This window comes from Sutterella faecalis, from assembly GCF_006337085.1.
Classification (GTDB): Bacteria; Pseudomonadota; Gammaproteobacteria; order Burkholderiales; family Burkholderiaceae_F; genus Sutterella; species Sutterella faecalis.
Genome location: NZ_CP040882.1, coordinates 2,778,750 through 2,794,557, shown reverse-complemented (window position 1 = coordinate 2,794,557; position 15,808 = coordinate 2,778,750). Strand labels below are relative to the sequence as shown.

The window sequence follows — 15,808 nt, the reverse complement described above, 5'->3', positions numbered from 1 at the left end:
CATGAAAAAAGCCCCAGAAATGAGGGAAACTCATCTGAGGCTTGCACGAAATTTCAATTTGTTGATTTTTAAGAATTCTTCATAGTGTGAAGATCTGAGGTTCTTTTACTCAATCAACGATAAAAGGCGCTTTTGGAATTTTGTATTAGGGAAAGCGCCTCTCAGATCGTTCAAAGCCATGATAAGTGCTCCTGCATCAATTTGCCCTTACTTTCGGCAAGCCATTCGACATGACGCTTGAAATCCGTGAGCACCCGGTCAACTGCGTTCACGCGCTCCGGCGAATAATTGAGCCATGCGCGCACGGCGCCCGACCCGTCATGCAGAGCCTCAACGACCAGTGCGTAAGGAATGACGCCTTCGTTTGTTCCCGCTTCCGCAGTGACGCTCTTCGCCCACAACGGCGTGTCGTCCGACTCAAAGCTCGGCTGACTTTCGACATTGAGGGTGAGCTCCGGCGCTCTGGGCCAGTTGGGAATGCGGCGGATGATTTCGCCGAGCGGAACGTAGGTGTGCGACTCAAAGTCAATGAGCGCTTCCTGGAAGCGTGCGAGCGCATCGGAAGCGCTCTCCTCTCCCTTGAACGCGAACGTCACCGGCATCGTCGCCATCGTTGTGCCCATCATGCGGTCGAGCCCTTCAACCGGCGCCGTGCGTCCCGCGACATTCACTTCCCAGACGGGAGAATGCGCCCGATGGTATTCCGCCATCAGGAGCCCGCCCGCAAAGCAGAAAAGAGCCGGCATGGAAGCGCCTGAGTCAAAGGCAATCTCCTGAAGCTTCCCGACAAGTTCGGGTTCGAGCAGAATTCCCTTCACCCGCGATTCATGCGGCGCACCCGGCGCATACTCAAAAGGCAGCACGCCCGGCATGTCTCCCGGGGCGTCGACGCCCCTGAGCGCCTCGCTCCACCAATCCAGGTCCTCAGCGACGTTCCGGTTTTTCTCATACCGGGCAAAATCGCCGTAATCAGGGATCGACTCCGGCGCCGGCACTTTCCCGCACGCAAGCTCTGCAAAGAAAAGATTGCCGCTCCAGCGGTCGATGATGATGTGGTGGAAAACGCACGCGATCTTCCAGCTTCTCTCGCCCACGCGGAAAAGTCCGAAGTGAAGGAGCGAATCCGTCGAAATATTCGCGATGGCTTCCTGCGATCGATGGATGAAGGCATCGACGCGCAGGAGCGCAGCGCTCATGTCTGCGGCCGCAAGCTCCCGAAGGTCTTCCTCAACGAATTCGCAGTCCCGGCGTCTAAGAACCACTGCGGCATCAAAGGGCTTCCCGCTCAATTCTCCATAGCCGCCGAAGGCGGTGCGGAAAATTGAATGCACATGCGTGAGTTCGCGGAAGCTGCGGCGCATCAGATCGGCATCGAGATCGCCCTCAACGCCGTAGCGGAACTGACGGATGTAGTAGACGGGCGGCCGAGTGGGCAAACGCGTGCGATCGACGAGATAGTTGGCTTCCCGCCAGCTGACGGGACGAACTTTTTCTATGTTTTCCGCGCCGTAGAGCTTCTGAAGCTCCTCAACCTGCCCGGGGTCCAGAGCGATGCCGGCAAGCCGGACGCCCGCGACCACTGAAGCGCCTTCAGAGGAGCCTGCGGCCCCCAGCGCATCGATGACTTCCTCGAGCGCACGCTTCCAGGAGGACTTCAGATATCTTCCGGTCCCCTCAGGATCAGCGAGCCCCCTAAGATCAACGGCGAAGCCGCATTCGAGTTCGCCTTTTTCATTGACGAGAAGCGTGATCGAAAGGGGGGCGCCGGCGGGGAAGTCCGGCGACTGATCCGCACTGTCGCCGAGCTGCTCGATGGAAAGCGCGCTCTCAGCGTCTTCGCTTCCGACGCCAAGATCAAAGCGGCCGAGATAGTTGAATTCTGCGGCGCCCCGGCGGCAGAGTCCCGCCCGGAGCGCTTCAGGAACGGCTGCTGCATTTTCTCTATAGGCAGCAAGCACGCCGAAGCCGAGCCCGTTTGCCTCCCCCAGCGAAAGCGACGCAGATGCCGCACGAAGACGCTCTTCGAGCGTGCTGCCGGAAATCGCCGTGGGGACCAAAGACGTGAACCAGCCGACGGCATCGCCCGTATCCGGCATGTCGTCGGAAAGGATTTCCCGGCCGTGATGCTCCACCCAGATGAGGGGCGTCCTGAGAGAAGCGGCATCGGGCCAGGTCTTTCCTGCCCAGCGCGAGAGACCGGACGCGAAGGCGCCGAGAAGAGCAGCTTCCAGATCAGGACCCGCACGGTCGAGGAGCTTCGCCGTATTTTCCGCATCCAGACGGCATTCAAAAACCGTCATGTCGGCATGCGTGCGGCGAGAGGCGGAGTTGGGCAGATCCACGCCCGTTCTCAGAACCTCCGCCCACGACGAGGCTTCCTCGTCAAACTGAGCCGTATGACTCAGGAGAGAAAACCATTGCGACGCAGCGGATTCCGGCTCTTCGTCTGCAACGGAGCAGCCCGTAAACGACGCTTCCAGTTCTTCCATGAGGACGCGCCAGGAGATCCCGTCGGCGGCGAGGTGATTGAGCGCCACCGCAGCAAGGATTCCGTCTTTCTGAGGCGCGAGCGCAGCCGCAGCGAGCCTGCCTTCGCGAAGCGAGAGGCACTCTCTCGCTCGCGCGAGGAGCGTCTGCGAATCCGATCCTTCAGAGAAAACGCGTACCTGAGCGGTTTCGGTGCCTACGGGCATCAAACGCCAGCCTCCCGCCATCGTCGGGTGAAGACCCGTCATGCGATGGCGGGCAAGCACGCGTTCGATGATGCGAGCTGCGGCATCAGACGATTCACTCGTGCGAATCCGCAGCACGGCGCTTTGCGTGAAGCCTTCGAAATCAGCGCCGAATCCCTGGAAACCTGCGTGCCGCGGGACTGAGGACCACGTCCTCAGATGCCGAAGCACCCTCCATCGTCTTAGAGCTGACTGCGACCGTTTTGGCAAGCGCGCGCACCGTCCTTGCACGGAAAATATCCCGAACCGCAGCCTTGAGTCCCTTGCGGGCCATGGCCTGAACCGCCCGGATGGCAATAATCGAATCCGCGCCCGCACTCATCAAATTGTCGTCGAGCGAGAGATTCGGACGCCTGAGCATATTTCGCCAGAGCTCGAGGAGTTCTCCTTCCAGACCTGACGGAGACCCTGAGGAGCCAGACTCCCCTGCCGGTGCTTCTCTTTCGAGGAGCGCCTTCAGCGCCGCACCGTCAACCTTGCCGTTGGGCGTTCTCAGGAACTTTTCGAGCACCACGAAAAGACTCGGCACGGCATAAGAGGGAAGCCGCTCCGTACACCAGTCGCGAAGCGCATCGTCCCTGACGAAGCTCTTCATGCCCGCTTTGGGCACCACCCAGGCGGCAAGCCTCGTGCTTCCGAGCATCGTCACCGGAAGAACGACGGCCTCATCGATAAGAGGACACGCCTGAAGAACGGCAGTCACTTCAGCGGGCTCAATGCGGTTTCCCGCAACCTTGACCTGATCGTCCATGCGGCCGCGATAAAGAATCGTGCCGTCGTCGCGGCGAATGCCGAGGTCGCCTGTGCGGTAGGTCATGCCGTATTGGGAATCGTCAAAGAAGGCCGAATTTCCAACAGGCGTCTTCACGTATCCGGCGGACACGCCGAGGCCCGAGATCCACATTTCGCCCGGTTCGTCAAAGCCCGCGAGCCCGCCCAGAGCATCCGCGATTCTCACGGTTGTATTGGGAAGAGGCGCCCCGATGGGGATATCCGCTCCGGGCGCGCAGTCTTCCGGCGTCAGCCGGCGGCTTGCAGAACAGACGCTCGCTTCCGAGGGTCCGTAGCCGTTGAAGATCGGCACGCCGCTTTCAACCGCATCCTTCAGCGCTTCTGCCGGCGGCACTTCCCCGCCCATCATGAAGGCCTTCAGGCACTCGAGGCCGTCAGGCGCTTCTCGCAGAAGCTCCCGCACGTATGCGGGGGGCAGCACCGCGCGGTCTGCGCCGGATTTCCTCAGCCACGCGGCAAAGACTTCCGGAGACTCAATCACGTCCCGCGGCGCCGTAACGGCCGCGGCGCCGGCGCACCAAGCCATTGCGATCGTGAGGAGCGCCGCATCAAAGGAGGGACTCGCAAACTGCAGAACGCGGCTTTCCGGCTCAACGCCTAATTCGCGGTTGATCGCCTCCGCCGTATTGAGAATGCCCTTGAGCGGGCAGCGCGATCCCTTCGGCGCTCCGGTCGTGCCGGAGGTAAAGAGAATCGCGGCAGTGCGGGACGAATCTTCCGGGCATTCAGGCAGAGCTGAATTTTCAGCCGAAGAGAGTTCAATTTGAGAGAGATTCACTTTAGCCAGCCCGGCCGGAAGCGCAATGGCTTCGCCGGACCTATCCGCGAGGCAGAGCGCGGGCGACGCCGTATCCATGAGCGACTGAATGCGCTTCTCCGGGAGCGACGCGTCAACCGGCACATAGACGGCGTTCAGCAGATCAATGGCGGCGAGCGCCTCAAAGCTTTCGGGAGAACGGTCGGCGAGAAGCGCCACGAAGTCGCCGGACTTCACGCCTTTCGCGCGAAGCGCCGCTGCAATGGCGACCGCCTTAGCCGCAGCCTCAGCGTAACTGACGCTCTGCGGGGCTCCCGCCTGATCGGGATGAATGACGGCCGGCGCATCCGGCGTCTCAATCGCAAAGCGAAGAAGCGATTGACCAATGGACCGGAAGGTCACGGGACGCTCGGGACCGGAAGACAGCATCTCAAGGCGCGCGAGATCCATCTCGCTCATGAGCGGCATATTTCTTGGCGACGATACGGTGCCCTTGAGTTCCGTCGGGCTCATGCGCGCCACGGCTTCCGCCTCCGCGATGATTGCATCAGCAGCGCGCTCCATATGAGCGCGCGAGAACCGGTCGGCCGCAAAGTTGAGATCAAGCGCCGCCGAATCCTTCCTTTCCGTGAAATGGAAGACGAGATCGTAGCGGGCCTCATGCCAGAGAGCTTCAGGCTCGGCATCCTTCATCGGAATGCCGCCCAGCTGAGGCACGGCCACGTTGGAAGACACCGCCGCAACGAGCACGTCAAAGAAGGGGCTTTCACCCGGGGCGTGCGACGCGCCCGCGGCCTCCTCGATCAAATCAATCGGCAGATCCTGACGCTCAAGCGCACGCTTCACGGCGCTGTCCGCCGTCTTCAGCAGCGCTTCAAACCCGGCGTCCGGACCGGCTTCGCAGACGACAGGCGCCACATTGACAAAGCACCCGACGGCATTCTCAAGTCCAGGACGAGAGCGGCCGAGCACCGGAGCCCCCGTGACGACCTTCGTCACTCCGGACTTTCTCATGAGAAGCACATTGACGAGCGAGAGGAAAAGCGAATACATCGATGCGCCAGCCTTTCCAGCTGTACGCTTCAGGCGCTTATAGACCTCTGGCGAGATTTCGCGGCGAACCGTGTCGCCCGCGAATGTGCGGACATCGGCGTCATGGAAGTCTGCGGGGAGCGCCGCGCGCTTGTCAATGCGTCCGATTTCCTTCGCGGCTTCCTTCAAACGAGACGCAAATTCAGGCCTCTCCCGGCGCTGCGCCTCTTCTTCCGCATAAGCGGCAAAACTCAGCGCCGGAGCTGCAGTGAGTCTCGAAAGCGGTTCTTCGCCGCGAAGCAGGCTGCCGTAAATCGTGCCGAGCTCGTCGGCCACAACCGCAAGCGAAGTCACGTCGCAGACGATGTGGTGAATGTTGAAGAGGATGAGCGTGCGGCAGGCGCCTTCGGCCGCACGGATCTTGCCGCCCGCAAGCCGCACGAGCGGACCATGCTCCAGATCGAACGCATGGCGCCGGTTGGCGGCGATCGCGGCCTGCGCTTCTTCTGGCGAGAGGTCCCCGAGATTCTCAAAGACCGCAAGCGGAAGGCGAGACACCTGCTGACGAACTTCACCCTCGGGAGAAGCCGCGAATACGGTTCTCAGCGCATCGTGGCGCTTCTGAACTTCCTGAAACGCCAGAGCGAGCTTCTCGAAATCAATGTCGGCATCAAGCTCATAGGCTTCAGGGAGCGCATAAGCGTCTCCGCCTTCCGCCATCTGCTCGGCCATCCAGATGCCTTTCTGCACCGAGGTAAGCGGAGCGCTCTCCCCTGCCGCTTTCTGAGCGGGCTCCAGAGCCCCTTCATCGGCGTCCGTTTTTGCACCTTCAGCGCTTCCGAATCCGCGGTCGTCCAGGATTTTGGCGAGTTCGCGAACCGTCTTCGCGTGGAAGAATTCGCGAAGCGACAGATTGGCATTGAATTCGCGGTACAGGAGCGAAAGCGCCTTGATGGCATGGAGACTGTCGCCGCCCAGTTGTGCAAAGGGCGTTTCAACGCTGATGCGGTCGCGCTCGAAGAGTTCGCGCCAGAGCGCGCAGATGCGTTCTTCCGTCCGGGTGGCAGGCGGCACGCATGCCGCTTCCTCGCCCAGGAGCTCATCGGGCTTCGGGAGCATGCGCTTATTCACCTTGCCGCTCGTCGTGCGCGGAAGGTCGTCGACCACCAGGATGATCGACGGCACCGACTGGGGTGCGAGCACCTTGGCAAGCTCCTCACGTAGCCGTTCCGGAACGTCTTCTCGAGGTCCCAGGAGCGATTCGCTCGACTCCGTGAGCGTCACGTAGCCCACAAGGAACTTCTGCCCGGAACCGTCGACGTGCGCCACGACAGCCGCATCCTCGACGCCCTGGATTTCGCGCAGGTCGGTTTCCACTTCGCCGAGCTCAATGCGCACGCCGCTGATCTTCACCTGACCGTCGCGCCGGCCGAGGCATTCGACCGTTCCCTCGTCGTCGATGTATTTGCCGAGGTCGCCGGAGCGGTAGATGATGTCGTCAGGATCATCCGTGAGCGGATTCTGCACGAACACCTTCTTTGTGAGTTCGGGCCGGTTGAGGTAGCCCGAGGTGCGGTAGCGGGTGCGGATGTAGATTTCGCCCACTTCGCCCGGCGGGCAAAGCATGGCGCCGTCGAGAATAAGCGCAGCCGTTCCGGGCAGCGGATGCCCCACGGGGAGCATCTGTCCGGGCGCCTGCGGAAGCGGTTCGCCGGCAGGCATGCGCCAGAAGAATTTGGCAAGCGTCGTTTCCGTCGGCCCGTAGAGATTCACCATCTCAATCTGCGCGGGATGGGCCGAAGCGCGCTCGCGGTAGAGATTCACGTCGCGGGCGAAAAGCGGCTCGCCCGCGGAAAGCGTCGTCCGCATGTCGGGGAGCGGCTCGTCGAGCGCCTGGGTAAGAAGGCGCAGCACCGTGGGCACGCAGTGCATGAAGCTCACCCGCTTTTCGCGCAGCCACCGCGCAAGCAGATGCGGCACCTGGCGCTCGTCGGGACTCGGCACGCAGAGCGTGCCGCCCGTCGAGAGCGGAATCAGAATGTCGCGCAGCGACACGTCGAACGTAATGGCAGACAGCCAGGAACTTCTCGGAGGATTCTCATCGAGCCCGAATTCCTTTCGCTCCCAGCCGATGAAGTGCGCGAGCCCGCGCTGATTGCCGAGCACCGCCTTGGGTTCGCCGGTCGAACCGGACGTGAACATCACGTAAGCCGGATCCAGCGGCTTCACCGGTTCGCGCACGAGCTCATCGTCCGAGGCTTCCAGATCCTCAATCCAGACCATCCTGACGCCTGAATTGAGTATCTCCGGAAAGGCTTCGCCCACGGAACGGGTCGAAACAACCGTCCGGCAGCCGGAGACCTCAATAAACCTGAGAAGCCTTTTTTCCGGGAAGCTCGGGTCGAGCGGCATGAAGGCATTCTGCGAGCGGGCAGTGCCCAGAAGACTCACCAGATAGTCGAGCCCCGCCGGAAAGAGAAGACCCACGACCTCGCGCTTTTGCTCCTGAAGCGCCTGTGCGACGCCTGAGGATCGACGCAGCAGCTCTCCATAGGTCAGAGTCCCTTCCGGAGCCTCAGCCGCAGGGACATCCGGACAGGCTCGGCAAACATCTTCTATCCGTTCATAAAAAGCAGGATTCTTTTTTGAATTCGTCATTGCGTCACTCAGGTGCAGATAAAGAAGCCAAAGCTGCGGATATTCAAAATCAAAGCAGTAAACAATAATGGATTCAGCAATTCCCGGCCTTTTCTGCATTTCTAAATACTAAAAAATGCAGAAAACTTAAGGCATAACGGGATTTTTCGAACAGACGCTTTTGCTATGGAGACAGGGAAAATTATAGGCATGGAGATCGTATTACATGGGTCAACATAGCGTTTACAGCTTCAAATAAATGGGCGGCTCAATACAACCGATAGTTTTCAATATGAAACGTAATACGATATGTCAGAATCATCTAAATACTCCCCATTTTTTCTGGAGCTTCATCGTGACCTCGACCGCCTCCAAGCGTGCCTCCATTCGCCAGCACGCCGCTCCATCCTGCCGCCTCTCTCTTCTGTCGCGCAGCCTTCTCGCCTCATTTCTGGGTTTGGCCGTCCTGGGCGCTCTCCAGCCAGCCGCAGCAGCCAACACGTTCTATACGGATCCGGGGGTGATTAATGACAAGAACTTCAGCAAGCTCACGGATCTGATCCTTCAGGACACAATCGATACCAACTTCGACAAGGATCTCAAGACTCAGGGGCTTACCGCCGTCACGGGCGGCTTCATCCGGATGAATGCAAGCAGCGATGGCAAAAAATATACCTACACAGGCGCCGCCGGCTACCGTGATCTAAATGAGGACGGCACAGGCAATAAAGCAAATCTTGCCCAGGATGGCGACGCCATGCGCGTCGGCAGCCAGTCGAAGACCTACATTGGCACGCTTGCCATGCGGCTCGTCGCCGCCAACGCGATGTCGCTCGACGACACCCTGGGAGAACTCAATGAAAAATACAACCTTGGGATTGATCTCTCGATTGCTCCGGAAGCTGCCAACGTCACCGTAAAGCAGATCCTCACGATGTCTTCCGGGATTGCCGACTATCTGCATGTTCCCTATTCAAACAAAGAGGGAACATGGAATTCCTTCAGCGATTATTGGCAGGAAAAAGATAGGCTGACAACCATCACCCCACAGGAACTCATCAACCTTGGACTCACGGGCTACCCGACCAACGGCTCTGAAGGTTATGACGGAAGCTACTCCAATACCAACTGCGCCATCATCGGCCTTATTGCTGAAAAATTCTACGGAGAAAAACTTTCCACCATCCTGACGGAGAACGTTTTTAATGCAGCAGGTCTCGGTGAACAAATCTGGTTCCCGACCACAAAAGATCTTACCGAGACCATCGGTTCAGACAAATACATCAATGGTTACATCAACGGCAGCAACGGTCAGATGTCCGACACCACAGAGACCGATCCGTCAGTCCCTTGGGCTGCCGGCGCAGTGGTAGCGACCGCCGAGGGACAGCTCCTCTGGCTCGACGAACTCATCAACAATTCCCACAATCTCGTTGAAGCCGACCTTTATGCCCAGCGCCTCATCAGTGCCATGTGGCAGGACGGCGCGGGCCGCAACATCGTCAACGTCTCGAGCTTCCGCACCCAGTACGGGTACTACCTCTACACGATGACTTCTCCCGTCACCGGACAGGACATGATCGGGCACGCCGGTTCGATCACGGGCTACACGTCGATGCTCGCCTACTTCCCGCACCTCGATACGGGGCTGGTCATCAATGTCGCGGGCGGCCTCTACAACAATTCCGGCATCACGACGACGGTAGCCGCTCCCTTCTTCTCGCTCGAGCTTGCGCTCACGCGCGAGGCTTATCAGTCGGGCTCCCGCCTGGTTTCGAGCGACGGTAAGACCGTGGAATACAAAGGCGGCTCCGCGCAGTTCTATGCCGGGAAGCCCGACCTGGAAGTGGGCACGCGCGGCGTTGTCCGGCTTGACACCGAGACCGTCGGCGGGGGATCCAATCCTTCCGTCGTCAATATTTACTCAACCAATCGAACCGTCACCTATACGGAACCCGAAACCATTCCGTACGTGGCACAGGTCGTGACGGAAATCGATCCGACGATCACGTTCTATGGCCGCGGTACCGGACTGGCAACAGACAAAACTGACGGGAACTCCTCTGAGCAGATGGACAGCTGGGACCATGCCTTCGATGTGAAAACAGGCGGCACCATCAACCTGCTTGCCAATGCCCGCATTGAAGCCCGCGGCGCCCGCACCACGGCTCTTCATTCTGACGGCGGCACGCTCAATGTCGACGGCGAAGCCGCGGCCTACGGTCAGGACGCCTACGGCGTGAGCGTTGGGTCAGGCAAAGCGAACATCAGCGGTCTCGCCTGGGCGCAGGGCCTGGATGCTGCCGGTCTCTTTGTCGAAGGCGGCTCCGCCACGCTCACAGGCGAAGCGCGCGGCAGCTGGGGCGCAAACGGTCTCCTCATGACGGGCGGCGAGGTCACTGTGGACGGCGGCTTCGTCACTGCCTCGACGATTGCATCCGGTGAAAAATACAAAGTCGATGCCGTGGAAATGTCCGGCGGCACGCTGGTTGTAAAGAATGGCGGCGTGGTTGCCGCAGACTTTTCGCTCTCGACGCCGAACCTTGCTCTCAACATGAAAGGTGCGGATAGCAGTACTTCCTCCTCGGGGAAAGCTACATTTGAGAGCGGATCGCTCCTCTCGGGTCTCGTGTACATGTACGGCGGCTCGCTCACCATGGGTGAAGGTTCCACCTACTCCATCAATCTGCTCGCACTGGAATCAACCGAAACAAAAGCAAGCCGAGATGGATCAACGTATGCATTCACCCTGAGTGGGAATAACGCCACAGTAACTTTTGAAAAGGGCTCTACGCTTCTTCTTGAAGGCGCAAAACTCAACAGCGAATACGATCTCACCAACGGGGCAATCGACTTTAAGCCGGCAACCCTCTCCTTCGGCACCTACCTGCTTGAAGGTGAATACGATTCAGCAAAGGGAACTGTAGTCGTGAGCGGCATGGACGATGCCGCTCTCTGGTCGCTCGACGGCATGTCGGGGAAGAAAGCCTCTGCGCTCGAATCGCTCTTCACGTCCGGGCTCGATCAGAGCAGCTCCAACGGCGGCTACCGCTTCATGAGCCGCCTCTTTGACGAACGCTACGCATCGAAATCTGAGGCCGTCCGCACCTGGCACAAGGCGGCAGCCCCGGGCGCCATGCTGGGCTATGCGGCAGCTGCCCGCCAGGTCGCTGACCAGATGCACAGCCAGGTTGAGGAACGCATCCGCGCGAAGCTCAATAATGCTGAATTCAAGGATCCGGAACTCACGCCGGCTGCGGGCTCCCTCTGGGCCTCGGTCTGGTACAGCCGCAATGATGCCGACGGCTTCGACGCCACAGGCGGCTCCGCTGCCTACGACACGGATGCGCGCGGCGCCGTCTTCGGCGTCGACTTCACGCGCGACGCCTGGACCATCGGCGGCGCGCTTCATGCCGGCGCCTTCGACACCGACGGAACGGACGGCGTGAACCTCAAGAGCGAAGGCACCTTCATGGGAGCGTCCTTCTACAGCGCCTACGCGATGAACGACTGGGCCCTGACGGCGGACCTTGGCGCCGCCCGCTACGACATGGATGTGTCGGGCGGCGTCCTGAATGGACTTGCCTTTGAAAGCGTCTCGGCAGACATTGATGCCTACTCGCTCTCTGCCGGATTCAAGGCGGAAAAGCGCATCGCGGAAGCCGGTCCCGTCGGCCTCTCGGCAGATGCGGGCGTGCGGTTCCTTCACTTCCATCAGAGCGACTATTCCGTCGCAATTTCGGGCGACACGAGCTTCAGGACCTCTACCGACGACGTTCAGCAATGGACCTTCCCGATCGGCTTCACGGCTTCCGGCAAGGTTGTTTCCGGAGAGTGGACGTTCACACCGAGCGCTGCGCTTCACTATGTGTACGCGGCGGGCGACCGTGCTGAGGAGAGCGAAAGCCGCTTTGCATTCGGCGCTGCAGGAACGGCTGACTTCTCCGCTGCCTTCACGGACCGCCACAGCATGACGGCGGGTCTCGGACTTGAAGCCAGAACCGACCGCATGGCCTTTGCCTTCACGGCCGGCGCCGACAGCATTTCCTCGAACCAGAAGGCATGGACCACCGGGATCCGCGCCCAGTTCCTTTTCTAACGAGGCTTGATCATGGACCTCTTCTCCAACTTCAAAACCAAACAGTCGCTGGCTGTGATCGGAGCCTTTCTCTGCGCGGGCGCCGCTCAGGCAGCGGACGTTCAGCTCTACGGCGTTCTCGATACGGGCTTTCTCTATACGCATGACCGGCTCGAGAACCAGGGCGGGCGCTTTCAGGACGAGTACCAGGGCACGGCTTCTGCCGGTTCGCTCGTGATGGAATCGAGCATCAACTACGGCTCCCGCTTCGGTCTCAAGGGTTCCGAAGAGTTCGCTCCCGGCGTTCGCCTCGGATTCGTGCTTGAGAGCGGCATCATGACGGACTCCGGGGAATTCAAAACCGCCAACCGGATCTTCGACCGCGAGGCGCAGCTCTATCTCGAGAGCGACCTCGGGCGTCTTGCCTTCGGCCGCATCGGCCCGGTCTCGGGGAGCATCGGCGCCTACCATCAGCTGACGCTCCGGGGCGACGCCCTTGACGGGGGCTTCTATTGGCTCACGCGAAACGTCTACGACAACATGGTGACCTACGTATCGCCCGACTTTGCGGGCGCCAAGGCCTACCTCCAGTACTCGTTTGAAACCAATTCAAGCGCCGGACTAGAAGGGAATGCCGACGCGGAGCGCTACGCTTCGGCCGCAATCACGCTCGACCGCGGGCCGCTCCAGGCGGTCGTCATGGCCGACACCATCATGCGTTCGAGCACGGCTGACCCGCGTCTCGGCGACGCCTATTCCGTGGGCTTCGGCGCCAATTACAAGATCGGCGACGTTACGCCCTACCTCGGCTTCCAGCTCGGCCGCAACGAAACGGTCTGGAACTGGGTGGGGGCTTCGAGCTTCCTCTCGGCCAACTACCTCGCGAAGCACAACGTGAGCGGGGTCATCGGGCAGTTTGACGGCTGGAGCACCACGGTCGGGGCGCTATTTGAAAACATGCCCGGCACGCCGGGCGCCAACATTCAGGCCGCGGTCTTCTACGGCAAGGCGGACGGCGAAATCTTCAACGCCGGAAAGACAACGGAAAAAGCCGCCTTCGAAGAAGACCTTGAAAAGTACGGCTTCATTGCGATGTACATCTTCCCGCTCAGCAAAAAGGCGCTGGTCTATGCGGGCGGCGCCTATACGGCAGAGCGGATGGAGCGCAGCGGCGCCGACATCGACCACGATACATGGCAGGCGGCAGCCGGCATGGCGATCGCCTTCTGACGAAGGCCGCCGCGAGGCACGTCATTGCTTCAAGCCCGTACGGACGCCATAGGCCCGTGCGGGCTTTTTACGCCCGGTTTTCCTTTCCGCCTATACCAAGGTATAGCCGCACGCTTTCAGAGATCCTTCAGAATTACCTCCATCACGGATGCGGATTTGACCTCTCCGCAAGCGGATCCGGAAGTCGCCCGTTGCGGCGATTTCCATCAACCTTCAAAGGAAAACACAATGTCCGAACTTAATCTCGCCCGCCGCAGCCTCCTCAAGACCGGTGCTGCCATGGCCGCCACTCTGATGGCGAGCGCTGTCGCCAATGCCGGCATTCCTGCTGCCCAGGTGAAGAAGTTTGACGCCGAGTACGACGTCGTCATCATCGGCTCCGGCTTCGCCGGCATGGCCTGCGCCCTCAAGGCTGCCCGCGGCGGCAAGAAGGTTCTCATGATTGAGAAGATGCCGGTCGTCGGCGGCAACTCCGCCATCTGCGGCGGCAACGTCGCCTGCCCGGTCAACCCCGTGCAGAAGGCTCAGGGCATCAAGGACAGCAAGGAACTCTTCATTGAAGACTGTCTGAAGGATGGTCTCGGCCTCAACTACACGAACCTCCTCGGCGTCATTGCCGACCGCTGCAACGACACGATCAAGTTCGTTGAGGAAACCGGCGCTGAATTCGTTCCCAACAAGATGCTCTTCGAAGCCGGCCACTCGGTTCCGCGCTCCTATGAAATCAAGGCGGGCACGGGCTCCGGCTACATCCGTCCGATGTACGAAGCCATCAAGAAGGAAAAGAACGTCACGGTTCTCACCCGCGCCAAGTTCGATGACTTCGTGATGGACGGCGACGCCGTTGTCGGCATCACCTACCGCGAAGGCTATCGCTTCAACCAGAAGCTCCAGTCCGACGACCTCGAAAACAAGACCGGCAAGCAGAAGGTTGTCCGCGCGAAGCTGGGCGTCATGCTCGCCGCCGGCGGCTTCTCCCGCGACATCTGGTTCCGTCAGGTCCAGGATCCGCGCGTTGTCCCGACCACGGACTCCACGAACCAGCCTGGCGCCACGGCCGGCGTTCTCGTGAAGGCCCTCGGCATCGGCGCTGCTCCGGTCCAGCTCTGCTGGCTGCAGTTCCTCCCCTACACCAACCCGCGTGAAAAGGGCTTCGGCGTTTCCGTCAACTTCACGAACCATGCCTGCATGGACTACGGCATCGTCGTCGACCGCAAGACGGGTCTTCGCTTCATGGACGAACACGCCGGCCGCAAGATCAAGTCGGACGCGCTCTTCAAGGTCATCGGCGCTGATGAAAACTACCCGATCGCCATCGCTGACGATGCGATCGTGAAGTCGATCAACCCGAACTTCGTCAAGCTCCCGCTCGAAATGGGCACGGTGAAGAAGTTCAACACCCTCGAAGAGCTCGCCGACTACTTCAAGATCAACAAGAAGCCGTTCCTTGAACAGGTTGCCCGCTACAACGAGTTCATCAAGAAGGGCGAGGATCCGGAATTCCACCGCAACCTCAAGTTCAGCAACGGTCTTGATGTTTCGAAGGCTCCGTTCTACGGCATTGAAGTCGCTCCGAAGATCCACCACACGATGGGCGGCGTCATGATCAACGAAAAGGCTCAGGTCATTTCCGCGACGACGCACCAGCCGATCAAGGGCCTCTTCGCCGGCGGCGAAGTGACGGGCGGCGTGCACGGCGCTTCGCGTCTCGGCACGGTGGCCGTGATCGATGCTCTCACCTTCGGCATGATCGCCGGTGAAGAGTTCGCCAAGATGTAATCGAGCCCCTTCCTTTGAGGTTCTGCCCGGAGAGCTGAGAGTTCTCCGCCTCTCCGGGCAGCAATTCTTCAAAAGTACCGGCTGAATCACCTTGCGAGCCGGGGCCCTTCCCGGGCGCCCGGCTTTCTTATTCCCTGACGAAACCCTCGGTTCGTTAGCGAAACTCATTAAAAATCAACTAATTCGGAATAGCTCCTGCCAAGGATCCGGACTTCATCACCCTCCTTGATTTCCGAATAACCTTCCCATCAGGCCCCAGAATGCTCCGTTCTCTCCTTACTGCCGTTGCTGCCACGGCCATCCTGCTCGGCAGCGCCGCTTCCGCTCAGGCGGGCGAAAAGCTCGCCGAACAGCACATCAAAGCCGGCCTTCAGTGCCAGACCTGCCACGGTCAGGACATGAAGAATCCCGAGATGCCGACGATCGAAACCTGCACGGGCTGCCACAATACCAAGCAGCTCGTTGCGAAGACGAAGAACGTCAAGCCCACCAATCCGCATGTCTCGCCGCACTACGGCGACACGCTCGAATGCACGAACTGCCACCTGATGCATCAGGAAAGCGAAAACTACTGCAACCAGTGCCACGAGTTCGACTTCAAGGTGAAGTAACCGCACGGAACCCAATTCCTTCTTCTCTCCTTTCTTCTATTCCCGCCGGCGCAAAACGCTTCGGCGGGATTTTTTTTTTGCGCGCTGCTCCTCAATCTCTCAGATGCATCTGCGGGAAAGCGCTTCCCGAGACTCCGTCAAACCGGCAAAAGACATCCCG

The 15,808-nt window shown here is 60.1% G+C and carries 6 protein-coding genes; 4 read left to right on the top strand and 2 right to left on the bottom strand.

Annotation, left to right across the window (positions count from 1 at the left end):
* Positions 1-170: 170 nt before the first annotated feature.
* Positions 171-2,810: a condensation domain-containing protein gene (locus tag FG381_RS11625; protein ID WP_139688941.1), complete on the bottom strand. Its 2,640-nt coding sequence runs from the start codon at positions 2,808-2,810 to the stop codon at positions 171-173.
* Positions 2,811-2,835: 25 nt separating this feature from the next.
* The gene (locus FG381_RS11620; RefSeq protein ID WP_165697874.1) at positions 2,836-7,971 is read right to left on the bottom strand and encodes a non-ribosomal peptide synthetase; all 5,136 of its coding nucleotides are present in this window, start codon (positions 7,969-7,971) and stop codon (positions 2,836-2,838) included.
* A gap of 334 nt (positions 7,972-8,305) precedes the next feature.
* Here FG381_RS11620 and FG381_RS11615 point away from each other — a divergent pair, with 334 nt between their 5' ends.
* The 4 genes from FG381_RS11615 to FG381_RS11600 all read left to right on the top strand — a co-directional run bounded on the left by FG381_RS11615 (position 8,306) and on the right by FG381_RS11600 (position 15,648).
* Entirely contained in the window at positions 8,306-12,049 is a 3,744-nt protein-coding gene (locus tag FG381_RS11615) for an autotransporter domain-containing protein (protein WP_165697873.1), read from the top strand.
* A gap of 12 nt (positions 12,050-12,061) precedes the next feature.
* Entirely contained in the window at positions 12,062-13,258 is a 1,197-nt protein-coding gene (locus FG381_RS11610; protein ID WP_139688938.1) for a porin, read from the top strand.
* Between the two features lie 228 nt (positions 13,259-13,486).
* On the top strand, positions 13,487-15,037 hold the full coding sequence (locus FG381_RS11605; protein ID WP_139688937.1) for an FAD-dependent oxidoreductase: 1,551 nt from the start codon (positions 13,487-13,489) through the stop codon (positions 15,035-15,037).
* Between the two features lie 260 nt (positions 15,038-15,297).
* A complete protein-coding gene (locus FG381_RS11600; RefSeq protein WP_139688936.1) occupies positions 15,298-15,648 on the top strand; it encodes a cytochrome c3 family protein in 351 nt (116 codons plus the stop codon).
* The last annotated feature ends 160 nt before the right edge of the window (positions 15,649-15,808 follow it).

Bases quoted from the DNA above. Each gene is read 5' to 3' on its own strand.
- FG381_RS11600 (WP_139688936.1), top strand. From the start codon at position 15,298: ATGCTCCGTTCTCTCCTTACTGCCGTTGCTGCCACGGCCATCCTGCTC.
- FG381_RS11610 (WP_139688938.1), top strand. From the start codon at position 12,062: ATGGACCTCTTCTCCAACTTCAAAACCAAACAGTCGCTGGCTGTGATC.
- FG381_RS11605 (WP_139688937.1), top strand. From the start codon at position 13,487: ATGTCCGAACTTAATCTCGCCCGCCGCAGCCTCCTCAAGACCGGTGCT.
- FG381_RS11620 (WP_165697874.1), bottom strand. From the start codon at position 7,971: ATGACGAATTCAAAAAAGAATCCTGCTTTTTATGAACGGATAGAAGAT.